The organism is Blastomonas ursincola (genome assembly GCF_013607875.1).
Lineage (GTDB): Bacteria > Pseudomonadota > Alphaproteobacteria > Sphingomonadales > Sphingomonadaceae > Blastomonas > Blastomonas ursincola.
On sequence record NZ_VDES01000002.1, the window covers coordinates 1070818 to 1085642 of the forward strand.

The following is a 14825-nucleotide window of genomic DNA, read 5'->3' on the forward strand; positions in this document are numbered from 1 at the left end:
CATGGCATCGCAAGAGATTGAGGACCTGGCCGCCGCGCTCGCCCGCCTGCCGGGGCTGGGGCCGCGCTCGGCGCGCCGCGCGGTCCTGTATTTGCTCAAGAAGCGCGAGAGCGCCTTCACCCCGCTGGTCGAGGCGATGGAGCGGGTGCGCGCGAACCTTGCCACCTGCGACATCTGCGGCAATGTCGATACGCAGAATCCTTGCGGCATCTGCACCGACCCGCGCCGCGACCCGCGCAGCCTGTGCGTGGTCGAGGAGGTGTCGGACCTCTGGGCGCTCGATCGCTCGCGGCTGTTCGTCGGGCGCTATCATGTGCTGGGCGGCCGCCTGTCTGCGCTCGACGGCATCGGGCCGGAGGATCTGGGCGTCGCCTCGCTGATCGCGCGCGTGGCCGAAGGCGGCATCGACGAGGTGGTGCTGGCGATGAACGCGACGCTCGAGGGGCAGACGACCGCGCATTATCTGGCCGAGCGGCTGGAGGGCTATCCCGTGCGCCTCACCCAGCTTGCGCAAGGCCTGCCGATGGGCGGCGAACTCGATTATCTCGACGAGGGGACGCTGGCCCAAGCGCTGCGGGCGAGAAAGCCGGTGGTGTAGGGGCCACCGGACTCACTGGTCCAGCCGTATCAAAATCCGTTTGTCCCGAGCGAAGTCGAGGGACGTAATATCGGATGGTCGAGCAAGGTCCCTCGACACGCTCGGGACAAACGGAGGGGGTAAACCCTTATTCCGCCGGAACCAGCGCGGGTTCCGACTTCGCCATCACTGCGTCCTGATAGTCGCTTTCGGCGAGCTGGATCAGGTGGCGGTCGTCATGTTTCCACGGATGGAAGCCGGGCAGGAAATAGGTCATCCAGGGCAGGATGATCTTCCGCGCCATGCCGGGATTGCCGAACGCGTACCAGAACAGCTGCGCCCAGACCTTGGGGCCGGTCAGGCCGTCCTGCCGCAGCAGTTCGAGCATGCCGACCGCGCGATGGTGCAGGAAGTTCTTGGTGACGACCAGCATCACCAGCGACTTGACCTTCCAGCGCTGCCAGCGGCTCCAGTCCTTGGTCGCGTGCATCCAGGTGTCGAAGGCGACGCCCTTATGCTCGATCTCTTCCATCGCGTGCCACCGCCACAAGTCGCGCGAATCGGCGTCTGCGGTTTCGAGATGCTTCGGATTGGCAAGCAACTGCTGCGCCAAAATCGCGGTGAAATGTTCGAGCGCCATGGTCGAGGCAAGGTTGGCGATCTTCGGGCGGCCCTTGGTCAGCGCCAGCGCCTTGTCGACATCTTCCTCGAGCAGCTTCACGTCGTAACCGGCGTCGACGACGCGACGATTGAACGCGACATGCTCGCGCGTATGGTTGATTTCCTGCTTCACGAAGGCGCGAATCTCGTTCGCCAGCCGCTCGGACGTGCCTTCGCGGAATTCCTTCACGCTCTCGATGAAAAAGGCCTCGCCCTTGGGGAAGGTGACCGAGAGCGCGTTGTAGAAGGCGGTGCCGATCGGGTCGCCGCCCATCCACCAGCGACGCATCTTGCTGTCGCGGCCAAAGCGGCGGTCGCGGATGATCAGCTCCAGATCGGCAGGCGTGTGCTTGCGATCCATGGAATCGGCATTCGCAAGGGATTGCGGCGAAAAGGATTGCGGAGCGTTCATGGCGGGGTCCATAATGCAGGGGTGTTGCTTACACTGATGACAATAAGGTTACTTACATAGATGTCAATAGCAAAAAGACGGCTGAGCCCAGAGCAGAGCCGCACCGCCGCGCTCGCCGCCGCGCGCGAGCTGCTGATCGAGACCGGACCGCAGGCGGTGACGCTGAAAGCGGTGAGCGGGCGGATCGGGCGGACGCATGCCAATCTGCTCCATCATTTCGGCTCGGCCTCGGGGCTGCAAAAGGCGCTGGCGGAGTATCTGGCGCAATCGATCTGCCAGATGATCGGCGCAGCGGTCATCCGCCTGCGCAACGGTGAGGGCACGCCGCGCGACATTGTCGACATGGCGTTCGACGCGTTCGACCGCGAAGGGGCAGGGGCGCTGGCCTGCTGGATGCTGCTGTCGGGCAACGAGGATGCGCTCGACCCGATCGTCGAGGCGATTCACCAATTGGTCGACGAACTCGCCGAACATGCGCCCGAAGGCCGCACTTTGCACGAGGACACGTTAAGCCTGTGCACCATGGCGCTGGGCGACGCGCTGATGGGGGCGCAGCTCGCCGGCGCGCTGGGGCTCGACCGCGACACCGGCCGCGCGATTGCGGAAAAACAGCTGACGGCGTCGCTGCTCAGCTGGCAGGAAGCGGCGGCGACGGCAGGCTAGTCCGCTCGCCGCGCAGTGCGCTTCAGCCGACGCGCTTGGCGCGTGCGCCGAAACGGCCGTGCTTGCGGAAGCGCACCAGATAATCGCCGATCACCGCCGCCATCGGGGTGGGGGTGATGCCGAATGCCTGGAGGCCGTCCGTGCCCTCGGCCACGACATTGTCGCTCTGCAGCATCGCCCATTGGTCGCGCGTGATCGGCGCGCCGGGCAGCCAGCCGGTCAGGCCTGCCATCAGGCCGGACAGCGAATCGGGCATGTCGATGAAACTCGGGTCCTCGCCGATCTCCTTGGCGATGCGCTTGTTGAGTTCCGCCATGCTGATCGTCTCGGGACCGCCGAGCTCGAAGGTGCGCCCTCCAAACCGCGCAGGGTCGGAAAGGCTGAGCTTCCCCGCCTCGGCCACGTCATCGACATAGACCGGCTGGAAGCGTGCCTTGCCGCCGATGATCGGTACGATGGGCAGGCTCGAGATGAGCCCGGCGAAGCGGTTGACGAACTGATCCTCGCGTCCGAACACGATCGAGGGGCGCAGGATCGTCGCGCTCGGGAAGGCGGCGCGCACGGCGGCTTCGCCTTCGGCCTTGCTGCGGCCATAGGCGCTTTTCGAACCCGCATCGGCACCGATGGCCGAGACATGCACCAGCGCCTGTGCGCCTGCAGCCGCTGCAGCGCGGGCGACATTGGCCGCGCCTTCATGGTGGAACGCGTCGAAATCGCCCTTGAGGATGCCCACCAGGTTGATCACGGCATCGGCGCCATGCACCGCGCGCGCGACGGTTTCAGGCTTGCGGATGTCGGCGGCGATCAGCTGGGTCTGGCCCAGATTGCCGAGCGGCTTGACGTCCTGCGCGATCCGGATGTTGCGCTGCGCGATGCGCACGCGCGCGCCCGCAGCGGTCAGATGCTGGGTGATGTGCCGCCCCAGAAAACCGCCGCCGCCGAAAATCGTGATCAGTGTGTCGCGCATGTTTTACGTCCCGTGATTCTCTTCGGCCCGGTGCCGCGCTGCCTATCAGGCGCGCAGGACCGCTGGCCGATGCGTCTCTGCTCCCGCCTTTGCAACACCCGAACGCAGCGCGCAACGCCCCAGTTGCGCTTTTGCGGGTTGGTTTGAAGACGAAGGCATTTTTCTTTGAAGAATGTGCCCAGAGGCGGTTGACGCCTGCAAACACTCCGGCTAGAGGCGCGCTCCTACCCCGTGCCCAGATGGCGGAATTGGTAGACGCACCAGCTTCAGGTGCTGGCGCTCGCAAGGGCGTGGAGGTTCGAGTCCTCTTCTGGGCACCATTACCCATTCGCTGAGCGCCTCGCGAATGGGCCAAAGCCCCGGACAACCAGCGTTTTCTCCAGCCCCAGTTCGGACCGGTGCCGTCGGAGATGCGTATTCGCGGGTCCTGGTTCGGCAATCTCAACACGACCGTTGCAGCAGGCTGCTGACCGCTTCACCACGGGTGGCAAAGGATATTGCCGGTGTCCGAAGCTTCGAGGAATTTGTCCGCTACAGCTCGTCGCTGATCCAGATGCTGTGGCTGTCGATCAGGATGCGGGTGATGGCGCGCAGCGCCTCGGTGCGCGCCTGCACCTCGGCTCGGAACATGTCCTGCGTCTGCCGTTCGGCGAGCAGCAGATCGGCCAGGTCGATCGCTCCAAGATCATAGCCCTTGCGCATTTTCAGCACGGCGGCGACTTGCGCCTTGGCGCCATCGCGGCTGCGTTGCCAGGCGGACCAGGCCGCATCGGCCTGGACGACATCGGTATCGGCCATTTCCTGCACGTCGAACGCGACAGCCGTTGCCATCGCTTCGGCTGCCGCCGCTTCGCTGCCCGCGCGGTCGGCGAGCGCGCTGCGGTGCCGCCCGCCGATCGGGATGGTGGCGATCAGGCCGATCCCGGTTTCCTGGCCGCTGCGTTCGCTGAACGCGCGAACGCCGACGCTGGGGTCGGCGATGCGGTCGCGCCGCGCGCGATCGGCCAGCGCCTGCATCCGTTCAGCCTCTGCCCTGGCCGCGCCGATCTCGTGGCTGCGCGCGATCACCAGAGCGCGCAGTTCGGCAAGGCTTGCCTGCGGCATCTCGGGCAGCGGGAGGTCGTCCGGCGCGGCAGGCAGTGCCAAGCCCGGAAACTGCGCCGCGATCCGCGCCCTGGCCAGCTCAGCGCGGCCCGCCGATTGCTGCACCTGCAACCGCGCCGAACCCAGTGCCGCCTCGGCCTGATCGACCTCCATCGGTGCGGCATCGCGCAGTTCTGCCCGGCGTCGTATACTGGCGAGCGAGCGCTCCAGATTCTGCACCGCCTGCGCGTCGATCTGCTGCTCGGCCGCCGCGCCCAGCCAGTCCCACCAATAGTCGGCGAGCAACAGGGCCGCCTGATGCCGCGCATCCTCCATCCGGTTTTCCGCCGCCGCGACGCCCGAGGCTCCTGCCTGCCGATCGAGCCGCGCCTTGCCCGGCAGCCGGATCGGGCGGCTGAGCGACGCATCGAACTCGGCATAGCGGCCGTCGCGATCGACGCTGCGCTGGATCGCGCTGGTGGTCAGCTGGAACTCGTGCGGGCCCGCGCGCAGCGCCTCGCCATCGGCGCGTGCAGCCGCGACCCGCGCCATCGCGGCAAGCACCGTGGGATGCTGGTCGAGCGCCTCGCGGACCTGTGGCTCGGGCGGCAGGCCAGGCTGGGCAAGCGTGGGCGCGGAACCGGCGAGCAGCGCGGCGATCAGGACGAATCGGCGCTTCATGCGGCTTCTCCGGTGGCAGCGCCCAGCGCGCCGGCGTCGCGCTCTGCCCGGCTCTCGCCGAAGCGCTGGTAGAGAATGGGGAGCAGGATCAGCGTCAGCATCGTTGCGCTGACGAGCCCGCCGATCACCACGATCGCGAGCGGGCGCTGGATTTCCGACCCCGGCCCGGTTGCGAACAGCAGCGGCACCAGCCCGAACGCGGCGATCGTCGCGGTCATCATCACCGGGCGCAGTCGCCGCGCCGCACCCTGGCGCACCGCCTGTTCGAGGCTCAGACCGTCCTCGCGCAGCTGGCGGAAACAGGTGACCATGACCAGCCCGTTGAGCACCGCGATGCCGAGCAGCGCGATGAACCCGACCGAGGCAGGGACGGAGAGATATTCGCCCGAAAGCGCGAGCGAGATGATCCCGCCGACCATAGCGAAGGGGATGTTGACCAGGATCAGCAGCGAGGCGCGTACCGATCCCAGCGTCGCGTAGAGCACAAGGAAGATCAGCACGAGCGAGATCGGCAGCACCACCATCAGCCGCGCCGAGGCCCGCTGCTGGTTCTCGAACTGCCCGCCCCAGACCAGCCGATAGCCCTGGGGAAGCTTCACATTGGCCTCTATGTCGCGCTTCGCATCGTCAACATAGCCGACCAGATCGCGGCCGCCGACAAAGGCCTGGACCATCGCGTAGCGCGAGCCGTTTTCATGCTCCAGCTTCACCGGGCCTGCGACCTGGCGGACTTGCGCCACATCGCTTGCCCGCACCAGCTGGCCGGAAGGCGCGCGGTAGAGCTGATCGGCAAATTGCGCTGGGTCCATGCCCGCGCCGCCGGTGCCCTTGATCATTACGGGCACGCGGCGTCCCGCTTCGGTCACGGTACCTGCGCGCACGCCCTCGACATTGGCGCGCATCATGTCCTGCAGCAGATCGACTGGCATCCCGGCGCGTCCGGCAGCCACGCGGTCCATGTCGAGCTGCAGATAGTCGACGGTGTCGTTGGCGACGGTCATCGCCTCGGTCGTGCCCTCGATCTTCTCCAGCCGGGCCTGAATCTGCCCGGCGAGCCGCGACAGTTCCTTGAGATCCGGGCCGAACAGCTTGATCACTAGATCACCGCGCGCGCCGGTCAGCATCTCGGAAATGCGCATCTCGATCGGCTGGGTAAAGGTCGGCTCGATGCCGGGAAAATCGTGCATCACATTGCGAATCTGGTCGGTCAGCCAGGCCTTGTCGCCCCGGCGCCACTCGTCGCGCGGCTTCAATTGCAGGAAGCTGTCGGTCTCGTTGGGGCTCATCGGGTCGAGCCCCAGCTCGTCGCTGCCGACGCGCGCGATCACTGCCTCGATTTCGGGCACATCGGCGAGCAGCGCCTTCTGCACCTTCATGTCGCCTGCGGTGCTGTGATCAAGGCCGATGCTCGGCAGCTTGCTCAGCTGCACGATGATGGAACCTTCGTCCATGGTCGGCAGGAAGGTCTTGCCGGTCACCGCATAGGCCCCGCCCGCGAGCACCAGAGCGGCGCCAGCGCCGATGAAGACCTGGCGGGGATGCGCAAAGCTCGCATCGAGCAGCCGGGCATAAAGCGGTGTGATCCACCGCATCAGGACCGGCTCATGATGCCCCTCGACGCGCTTGAGGCCATAGAAGGCGAGCACCGGGACCAGGGTCAGCGACAGGATCAACGCCGAGAGCAAGGCCAGCACGATGGTCATCGCCACCGGCGCGAACAGCTTGCCCTCAAGCCCTTCGAGCGTGAGCAGCGGCAGGAAGACGAGCGCGATGATCGCCATGCCCGAGGCGACCGGGGTTGCGACCTCCGCTGTCGCGACGAACACCGCGTTGAGCTTGGTCGCACCGCGATGCTTCGGATCGGACAGCCGCTCGACGACATTCTCCACCACCACAACCGCGCCGTCGACCAGCATGCCGACCGCGATGGCGAGCCCGCCCAGGCTCATCAGGTTCGCGGTCAGGCCGATCGAGCGCATCCAGATGAAGGTCATCAGCGCCGCCATCGGCAGCGCAAGCGCGACGATCACCGAGGCGCGCACATCGCCCAGGAACAGCAGCAGCAGGATGACGACCAGCACCGTCGCTTCGAGCAGCGCCTTTTCCACCGTGCCGACTGCGCGGCCGATCAGGTCAGATCGGTCGTAGAACGGCTTCACCGTGACGCCCGGCGGCAGCGTCGGCTGCAGTTCTTCGAGCCGCTGCTTGATCCCGGCGACGATCTTGCTGGCATCCGCGCCCCGAAGGCCGATGACCAGACCCTGCACCGCCTCGCCCTTGCCGTTCTTCGTCACCGCGCCATAGCGGGTGAGGCTGCCCATGCGCACCGTCGCGACATCGCCGACGCGCACCACCGCACCGCCTGCGCTGCGCAGCACGACCGACGCCAGATCGTCGAGCGAGGCGATGGCCCCCACCGACCGGACGATCAGCGATTCCTCGGCGACGCTGAGCCGCCCCGCACCATCATTGCGGTTGCTCGCCTCGATCGCGGCCTTGAGGTCCTCGATGGTCAGGCCCGCGGCGGCGAGCGCTGCGCCATCGGGTTGCACCTCATAGGTTTCCACCATGCCGCCCAGCGCATTGACATCGGCAACGCCTGGCACGGTGCGCAGGGCGGGCCGCACCGTCCAGTCGAGCAGCCGCCGTTTTTCGGTCAGCGACAGCGGGCCTTCGATGGTGAACATGAACATGTCGGACAGCGGCGTCGAGATCGGGGCCATCCCGCCCTCGACCGTGGCGGGAAGGTCCGCCGTCGCATTGGCGAGCCGCTCGGCGACCTGGCTGCGCGCCCAATAGATGTCGGTGCCATCGGCAAAGTCGATGGTGATATCGGCGATCGCATATTTGGCGACCGATCGCAGCACCGTCTGGTTGGGGATGCCCAGCATCTCCATCTCGATCGGGGTGATGACGCGGCTTTCGACCTCCTCGGGGGTCATGCCCGGGGCTTTCAGGATGATCTTGACCTGGGTCGAGCTGATGTCCGGAAAGGCATCGATCGGCAGGTTGATGAACGACCATGCTCCGAGCGCCGCAGTCGCAAGCGCAAGCCCGGCGACAACAAGGCGAAAATTGAGCGAGGCTTCGACCAGCTTGCGCAGCATCGGATCAGTTCCCTGCCAGCAGCATCTTGAGCTCGCTGATGCCCGATACCGCGACCTTGTCACCCGGCTTCAGCCCATCGGACAGGATCGTCCGGTCGCCAGACTGGCCTGCAACCGTCACCGCGCGCGGCGCGAAGCCCTTGCTGGTCTGCAGCAGCACATGCGGTTTGCCGTCGATGGTGGTCATCGCGCGCGAAGGCACGCTGACGCCGGGCTGTGCGCTGTCATGATGGATGACCACCATCACCGACTTGCCCGCGACCAGCGGCGGGGTGCCGTCGATCCGCGCCTTGGCGATGATCGACCGGGTCGCCGGATCGAGCGAGCTGCCCAGCGACAGGATCGAACCGGTCAGTTCCGGCATCGCGCCCGTTGCCGGGACGGCGATGCGCATGCCGGGGCGGACCTGGCCCGCCAGCCGCTCGGGCAGCTGCAGATCGAGCGTGAACGCGGCGCTGTTCTCGATCACGAAGGGCGCCGAGGTCGCCATGACGGGCCCGCCGACCTGTGCGGTCATCGCCGCGACGCGCCCGCCGATTGGCGCGCGCAGCGTGACCTCCCCTGATGCGCTGGCGCCTGCCTGACGAAGGATGCGCGCGTTTTCCGCGACATCGGTGCGCGCGACGCGGATCGCGGCGTTCATCTCGTCGGCGCGCGCGCCTGCGACAATGCCTTCCTGCACCAGCTGACGGGTACGTGCGGCGCTGGCTTCGGCCAGGCCCAGCCGCGCCTGGGCGCGCGCAAGCTCCGCGCCATATTGCAGCGGTTCGCGGCTCCTGACGGTCGCCAGGGCTTGTCCGGCCGAAACCTGCTGACCCTGGATGACATGCAGCCGGACGATCGCGCCGTCGAACGGGGCGGTGACCGCCACCTGGGCTTCGGGGGGCAGGGTGATGGCGGCAGGGACGGTGCCCAGCGGCACGTTCATCGCGGCCTCAGCCACTACAGTCTGGACGCCCAGGCGCCGCAATTGCTGCGCGCTGAGTGCCCCCGTGGCGACCGGCATATCGGCCGTTTCCTGACCGGCACCATCAGGCTGACCCGATCCTCCGAGCAGCCGATAGCCAGCGAAGGCGGCGACAATCGCCAGTGCCGCGAGAGTTGCGTAGAGAATCTTTGCCCTGTCCATCGCGACCTCGTGACGGGCAAAGCTGACGGTTGCCTGACAGCGGCTGCTATTGCCGGAAATCGAGGATCAGGCTGCTCGAGGCTGGATCGGTGCGGATCGATCCGCGATGCACCTGCATGATGCGGTGGACGATGGCCAGGCCCAAGCCGGCGCCATCGGGACTGGCGTGATCGGCGCGCGCGGTGCGTCGAATCATCCGTTCGAGCTGCTCTTCCGAAAGCCCCGGACCCCCGTCCGACACGCGGATGACGGCGCTGTCATCCAGGATCACCCGCACCGTACCGGCAGGAGGCGTCACGCGCACCGCGTTGTCGATCAGATTGCGCAGGGCGGCCCCGATCGCCTCGCGGCGTCCACGCAGGCTCGGCGGCTGGCCGTCGCTGACCAGCTCGATCATCCGACCCGAGGCGATCACGGTCGGCGCGGTGCGGGCGATCACGTCGCTGGCAAGTTGGGCCAGATCGACATCGTCGGTCGCGGTCGCCGCAGCCTCCTGCGCATCCATCTGCGCCAGCAGCATCAGCTGGTCGATCAGCCGCCGCATCGCCGCGACATCGCCCTTCAGCCGTGCCGCCGGCTCCCCCTCCATCCCGTCGAGTTCGAGCATCATCGCCGCGAGCGGGGTGCGCAGTTCGTGCGCGACATCGGCGGCAAAGGCTTCCTGCTGCGCCGCCGATTGCTCGAGCCGCCCCAGCAGCGTGTTGACGGCGGTCGTGAACGGCAAGATTTCCGCGGGCAGATGTGCGTCATCGACACGGATATTGCGGTCCTGGCCCGATACCGCGTTCAGCCTGTCGGTCGCCTCGGCGAGCGGCTGGAGCGCGCGTCGCATGACGAAATGCATCGCCAGCATCATCGGGATGGCCAGCGCCAGCACCGGAAGCACGACATGTTCGGCCATCTCGCGCAGCGCGGACCGCAGCGCGTCGGGCGCGGACATCGCGGCGAAACTGCTCCAGTATTCGAGCAGCACTGCGCCCAGCAGCAGGAACGTGCCGCCGGTAACGACCACCGCCAGGCCGCGCGCGAGCGAACGAAAGATCGACGGTGTTGGCCGCTCCATCACCCGCTCCGCAGCATGTAGCCGACGCCGCGCACGGTATGCAGCTGCCCGGCGAGCCCGGCTTCCTCGAGCTTGCGGCGCAGGCGTGAGACGATCGCCTCGACCGCGTTGGGGGTCACCGGCTCGTTGAAGCTGTACAGCGCATTCTCGATCGCATCGCGCACCACCACGCTGCCCAGCCGCCGCATCAGCAGCTCGAGCAGATCGGCCTCGCGCCGCGACAGGTCGATCACCCGATCGTCGAGCCGCGCCTCGCGCGTCACCGGGTCGAAGCGCAGCGGACCGCTCTCCAGCACGCTGACCGCGCGCGGTCCGGGCCGTCGCAGCAGCGCCCGGATGCGCGCCGCCAGCTCCTCGATGTCCACTGGCTTGACGAGATAATCATCCGCACCGGCGTCGAGCCCGGCAATCCGGTCCTCCAGCCCACCGCGCGCGGTGAGCATCAGCGCGGGCACCAGCTGGCGAAGGGCACGCTGATGCTTCAGCCAGGCGAGCCCGTCGCCATCGGGCAACCCCAGATCAAGGATGATCGCATCGAATTCGGCACCCGCCAGGCTGTCTTCCGCCGTGGCGAGGTCAGGCGCCATGTCGCAGATGAACCCGCGCCGCCCCAGTCCTTCGGCGATCAGCCCCGCGAGCCGCTCATTGTCCTCGACGATCAGCAGACGCAAGGCGCAGCTCCCGGATCAGTCTTCGTCATGATCATCCTGACCGACGATGCGCAGGGCGCTGGCAGATGCATGATGTTCGGCATGTTCGGCTTTCTCGCGCGATCCGGGCATGAAGGCGTCGCGATCATAACGGGTGATGCCGAACACGGACAGGCCGACGATCACCAGCGCTGCAAAGTTCGCCATTACGCGGCGCACGCGTGGTTCGCGCGGGATGCGCATCCCGGGTCCGGGCTTGCGGCCGGTAACCATCGCCCTGGCCAGATTGTCGCGCGTCAGGACCGACATCACCACCACGCCGATCAGATGGACCAGGATCAGCCCGAGCAGCGAGAAGGCGAGGATTTCATGCAAATCCTCGTTTCCTGCGCCTGTCGTCATCTGGATGCCTGTGCCGACGACCATTGCCGTGCCGGCAAGCAGCGCCAGCACCGCCAGACCGCCAAGCGGATTATGCCCCAGCGTGCGCTGCGGTCTTCCGGCCAGCAACTCCCGGACATGAGGCAGAACCGCGCCGGGTTTGACGAAGTTTGCGAACCGGGCCTGGGCATTGCCGATAAAGCCCCAGCACAGGCGAAACACGATCAGCACCGCCGCAACATATCCGGCGGCCATGTGCCATGGGGCCAGGGGGCTCGCTTCTTCCGACGATGCAAAGGCGATCGCAATCGCTGCCACCAGCGACCAGTGAAACAGCCGGATCGGGAGATCCCAGACGGGTACCGTAGAATGCGCGGGATGAAAGATCTTTGTCATGCCAGCCTCCTGTCCAGTCCGTTCTGCCCAAGCTGGCTGACGGCAGCCTGACGACAGGGTGCCAAGGAAACAGACTGTTTGGGGGAACACCGCGCGTCGGATCCCACCCCCCTAAATTTGGGGGGCGGGGCTGAATCTAAACCACTGGTTAGGCATTTGGGCATAGTCCCATAGGCTCTCCACACTGCGACGGGAGATCACCGATGATTCAGTATTTCACTGCCAATGCGCCTATCCGGCGAAAGTTTGACATTCTGATCATTCTGCTGGGCACGCTGGTTGCCATTCCGCTGGTCGTGACATTGTCCGGTGTCGGAGGCCTTCTGGGCATCCAACTGGTCGAGCTGTTCGCGCTGGCAGCGGTGGTCGGCGTGATGCTGACCGCAAAGAAGCTCATATGCGATCCCTATGTGAACACCGTTGTCCGGATGGAGGGTCTCGCGTCGGGCGATCTCGTTTCGCCCATCCCCTATGGGCATTTCGAGGACTGCGTCGGCCGGATGAGCCGCGCGATGCTGATCTTCCGCGACAATGCCAAGGCACGCGAAGAATCGGATGCGGCACTTCAGGACGTGATCGGCGAGGTTACCTCGGCGCTCGGCCATCTGCGCGATGGCGATCTGGGCTATGCGATCAAGATCAACGCTGCGCTGGGCGAAAAGGCCAATGCCATCAGCCATGCGTTCAACGATGCGACGGCCGCGCTTTCGGCGATCCTTTCGAAGGTCGCTGAGACCGCCAGCAATGTCCTGAACGGCGCGACCGAAATCCGCTCCGCGTCGGACGATCTTGCCCAGCGGACCGAGCAGCAGGCGGCCAACCTTCGCGACAGCGCGCTCGCCATGGCGGAAGTCACGCAGATGGTGCAGCAGACCGCGAAGAATGCGGGCGAAGTCGGCACCCAGGTGGCCGAGGCGCATGTCGCCGCGACCGATGGGGGCGCAGTGGTGCATCGCGCGGTCGATGCGATGCACGCCATCCAGAAATCGGCGAGCGAGATCACCAACATCATCGATGTCATCGATGGCATCGCCTTCCAGACCAACCTGCTCGCGCTCAACGCCGGAGTCGAAGCCGCACGTGCCGGCGATGCAGGCAAGGGCTTTGCGGTGGTCGCCAACGAGGTGCGCGCGCTCGCACAGCGTTCCGCCGACGCCGCCAAGGACATCAAGGAATTGATCCAGGCTTCGACGGCCAGCGTTTCGGATGGCGTGGCGCTGGTCGACGAGACCGGATCGGTGCTGTTGCAGATCGGCGACCGCGTGGCGGCCGTGAACAGCCGCATCGCGGAAATCTCGGCCTCGGTGCAGGTCCAGGCGAGCCGTCTGCAGCAGGTGAACCTTGCCGTCGGCGAAATGGACAAGATGACCCAGCAGAATGCGGCGATGGTCGAGCAATCGACTGCCGCTTCGCGCAGCCTGGCAGACGAGGCCAATGATCTGGCGATGGTGGTGCAGCGGTTCAGCGGCACTGCTGTTGCTGCGACCGCCAAAGCCAGGCCCAGCGCTCCGACGCATCGTACAAGGCCGCGTGCGGTGCCGCAAATGGCGGGCAATCTCGCCTTGCAGACGGTGCAGGACGAGGACGACTGGTCGGAATTCTGACCTCGACTGGTCGGGCGCTCATCAGGGTCTGCGCGCCGGTCCTGGCTGTGGCCTTGCGCGTTGTGCGACTGGCTGATTGATCGGACAGAGCCGCGTTCGCTTTCTCAGACGGTTTTGCCCGATCAGCTGTCGCCTGGCATGGGCGATGCCAGTCCGAGCCACGCGACGACGGCGATCACCGCCACCGCGAGCAGCAGCTCGACGAGCAGCGTTCGACGCATGGTCTGGAGCGCTTGCTGATCCGGGGCCGGGCCAGCGTTCCAAGCGTCCGGGATGCTTCGCGCTGTCGACCGATTGGACCTGGCGCATAGCAACATGAGCGCGACCAGTCCGAGTTTCACAACGAGCAGCTGACCATAGCGTGTCGAAAGAACGGGCAGGGCCTGGCCGAGGCCGAAGATCATCTGGCTGTTGACGACGCCTGTCAGCGCCACCACCAGCACAAGCGCCGCGCCGACTGGTGCAAAGCCCTTGAGCGCCGCCGCAAGCGCCATGGTGCGCTCCGGATCGGATCCGGCATGGGCGCGCAGCACGAGCAGCGCGAACCAGCCGATCGCACCCAGCCAGAGCCCTGCGGCGAGCAGATGGGCTGCGTCATTCAGTCGGTGCAGCCAACCGGCAAAACCCTCGCCAACCGCGGCATGGCCACTCCAGGCCAGGGTGCCGAGCGCGGCGCCATAAAGGCTCGCGGCGATGCTGGAGCTGGCGCGCGATGGCCGGAAAAGCAACGCCGGCACCCATGCGAGGACAACCGTCAGGACACGTACAATCCCGGCCCGTCCGAAATCGGTGGCGCCGACTAGCGATGCTACCGCTGCCCCGTCAAGATCGAGGGGCGACTGCCCCACCATGGCCGCGATATCAGTGGCCAGGCTGAACGCTACGGCCACGGGGGCCGCCATGGCTGCGAAGATCACCCAGTTGCGGCGATCCTTGGTGCGCGCAAAGGCATGCGCGGTCATGGCATGGAAGGCGAAGCCGCCGAACAGGCCGAGCAACAGGGCATATTGCACGAAGCGCATGCCCGGCTGGACCAGCTCCATCGCCATGGATCATTTCACCGTGAAGCTTGTCTTGCCCCGCATGCGATGACCGTCGGCTCCGGCGGCCTGCCAGCGAACCTCATAGCTGCCCGGACGAAGCGGCTGGCGCAGGTTGAGCGTCATGGTCTTGTTTCCGTTCGACCAGGCGGTGGTGAAATTGCGGATGGTCATCTCGCCATGATCCTTGACCCCCGGCATGGCAGTCATGACGATACTGGTGGCGACCGTCGGCGGCAACAGCGCCTCGTTGAACGTCAAGGTGACCGTTTTGGGCTTGGCCACGACGGCATTGTCGGCTGGCGTCGAAGCGACGACCTTGGCATGGGCGAGCACGGCCGGAGCGGCGGCAATCGTGGTGCAGGCGAGGGCGAGGCCGGTAACAAGGGTTCCAAGACGCATAACAAGCTTC

The 14825-nt window shown here is 66.4% G+C and carries 13 protein-coding genes and 1 tRNA gene; 4 read left to right on the top strand and 10 right to left on the bottom strand.

What is annotated here, in order from left to right; all coding sequences use genetic code 11:
• Position 1 precedes the first annotated feature (1 nt).
• A complete protein-coding gene (gene recR, locus FG486_RS11295; RefSeq protein WP_181267552.1) occupies positions 2-598 on the top strand; it encodes a recombination mediator RecR in 597 nt (198 codons plus the stop codon).
• 127 nt (positions 599-725) lie between these two features.
• On the opposite strand, the gene FG486_RS11300 is transcribed toward recR, so the two are convergent.
• The gene (locus FG486_RS11300) at positions 726-1598 is read right to left on the bottom strand and encodes a metal-dependent hydrolase (protein ID WP_066281219.1); all 873 of its coding nucleotides are present in this window, start codon (positions 1596-1598) and stop codon (positions 726-728) included.
• Positions 1599-1709: 111 nt separating this feature from the next.
• Here FG486_RS11300 and FG486_RS11305 point away from each other — a divergent pair, with 111 nt between their 5' ends.
• The gene (locus tag FG486_RS11305) at positions 1710-2312 is read left to right on the top strand and encodes a TetR family transcriptional regulator (RefSeq protein ID WP_066281204.1); all 603 of its coding nucleotides are present in this window, start codon (positions 1710-1712) and stop codon (positions 2310-2312) included.
• 22 nt (positions 2313-2334) lie between these two features.
• Here the strand turns inward: FG486_RS11305 and FG486_RS11310 are convergent, their stop codons facing one another.
• Positions 2335-3279 (bottom strand): complex I NDUFA9 subunit family protein, encoded by a 945-nt coding sequence (locus tag FG486_RS11310; protein WP_181267553.1) that lies wholly within the window; start codon positions 3277-3279, stop codon positions 2335-2337.
• A 233-nt stretch (positions 3280-3512) separates the two neighbouring features.
• Here FG486_RS11310 and FG486_RS11315 point away from each other — a divergent pair.
• A tRNA-Leu gene (locus tag FG486_RS11315) sits at positions 3513-3599 on the top strand.
• A 211-nt stretch (positions 3600-3810) separates the two neighbouring features.
• Here the strand turns inward: FG486_RS11315 and FG486_RS11320 are convergent.
• The 6 genes from FG486_RS11320 to FG486_RS11345 are packed head-to-tail and all read right to left on the bottom strand — an operon-like array spanning position 3811 to position 11769.
• The gene (locus FG486_RS11320; RefSeq protein WP_181267554.1) at positions 3811-5043 is read right to left on the bottom strand and encodes a TolC family protein; all 1233 of its coding nucleotides are present in this window, start codon (positions 5041-5043) and stop codon (positions 3811-3813) included.
• Positions 5040-8150 (bottom strand): efflux RND transporter permease subunit, encoded by a 3111-nt coding sequence (locus FG486_RS11325; RefSeq protein WP_181267555.1) that lies wholly within the window; start codon positions 8148-8150, stop codon positions 5040-5042. The genes FG486_RS11320 and FG486_RS11325 overlap by 4 nt, the downstream gene beginning before the upstream one ends.
• Before the next feature lie 4 nt (positions 8151-8154).
• Complete coding sequence (locus tag FG486_RS11330) at positions 8155-9279, bottom strand: efflux RND transporter periplasmic adaptor subunit (protein WP_181267556.1); 1125 nt, start codon at positions 9277-9279, stop codon at positions 8155-8157.
• A 46-nt stretch (positions 9280-9325) separates the two neighbouring features.
• Positions 9326-10342: a sensor histidine kinase gene (locus FG486_RS11335; RefSeq protein ID WP_181267557.1), complete on the bottom strand. Its 1017-nt coding sequence runs from the start codon at positions 10340-10342 to the stop codon at positions 9326-9328.
• A complete protein-coding gene (locus tag FG486_RS11340) occupies positions 10342-11013 on the bottom strand; it encodes a response regulator transcription factor (RefSeq protein WP_181267558.1) in 672 nt (223 codons plus the stop codon). Before FG486_RS11340 ends, FG486_RS11335 begins: the two co-directional genes overlap by 1 nt.
• 15 nt (positions 11014-11028) lie before the next feature.
• Positions 11029-11769 (bottom strand): cytochrome b/b6 domain-containing protein, encoded by a 741-nt coding sequence (locus FG486_RS11345; RefSeq protein WP_181267559.1) that lies wholly within the window; start codon positions 11767-11769, stop codon positions 11029-11031.
• 203 nt (positions 11770-11972) lie between these two features.
• On the opposite strand from FG486_RS11345, the gene FG486_RS11350 reads away from it, so the two are divergent.
• Positions 11973-13373, top strand: coding sequence for a methyl-accepting chemotaxis protein (locus FG486_RS11350; RefSeq protein ID WP_181267560.1), 1401 nt, complete (start codon positions 11973-11975; stop codon positions 13371-13373).
• Between the two features lie 122 nt (positions 13374-13495).
• On the opposite strand, the gene copD is transcribed toward FG486_RS11350, so the two are convergent.
• The gene (gene copD, locus FG486_RS11355) at positions 13496-14422 is read right to left on the bottom strand and encodes a copper homeostasis membrane protein CopD (RefSeq protein WP_137775296.1); all 927 of its coding nucleotides are present in this window, start codon (positions 14420-14422) and stop codon (positions 13496-13498) included.
• 3 nt (positions 14423-14425) lie between these two features.
• Positions 14426-14815, bottom strand: a complete 390-nt coding sequence (copC, locus tag FG486_RS11360; protein WP_181267561.1) for a copper homeostasis periplasmic binding protein CopC — start codon at positions 14813-14815, stop codon at positions 14426-14428.
• Positions 14816-14825 lie beyond the last annotated feature (10 nt).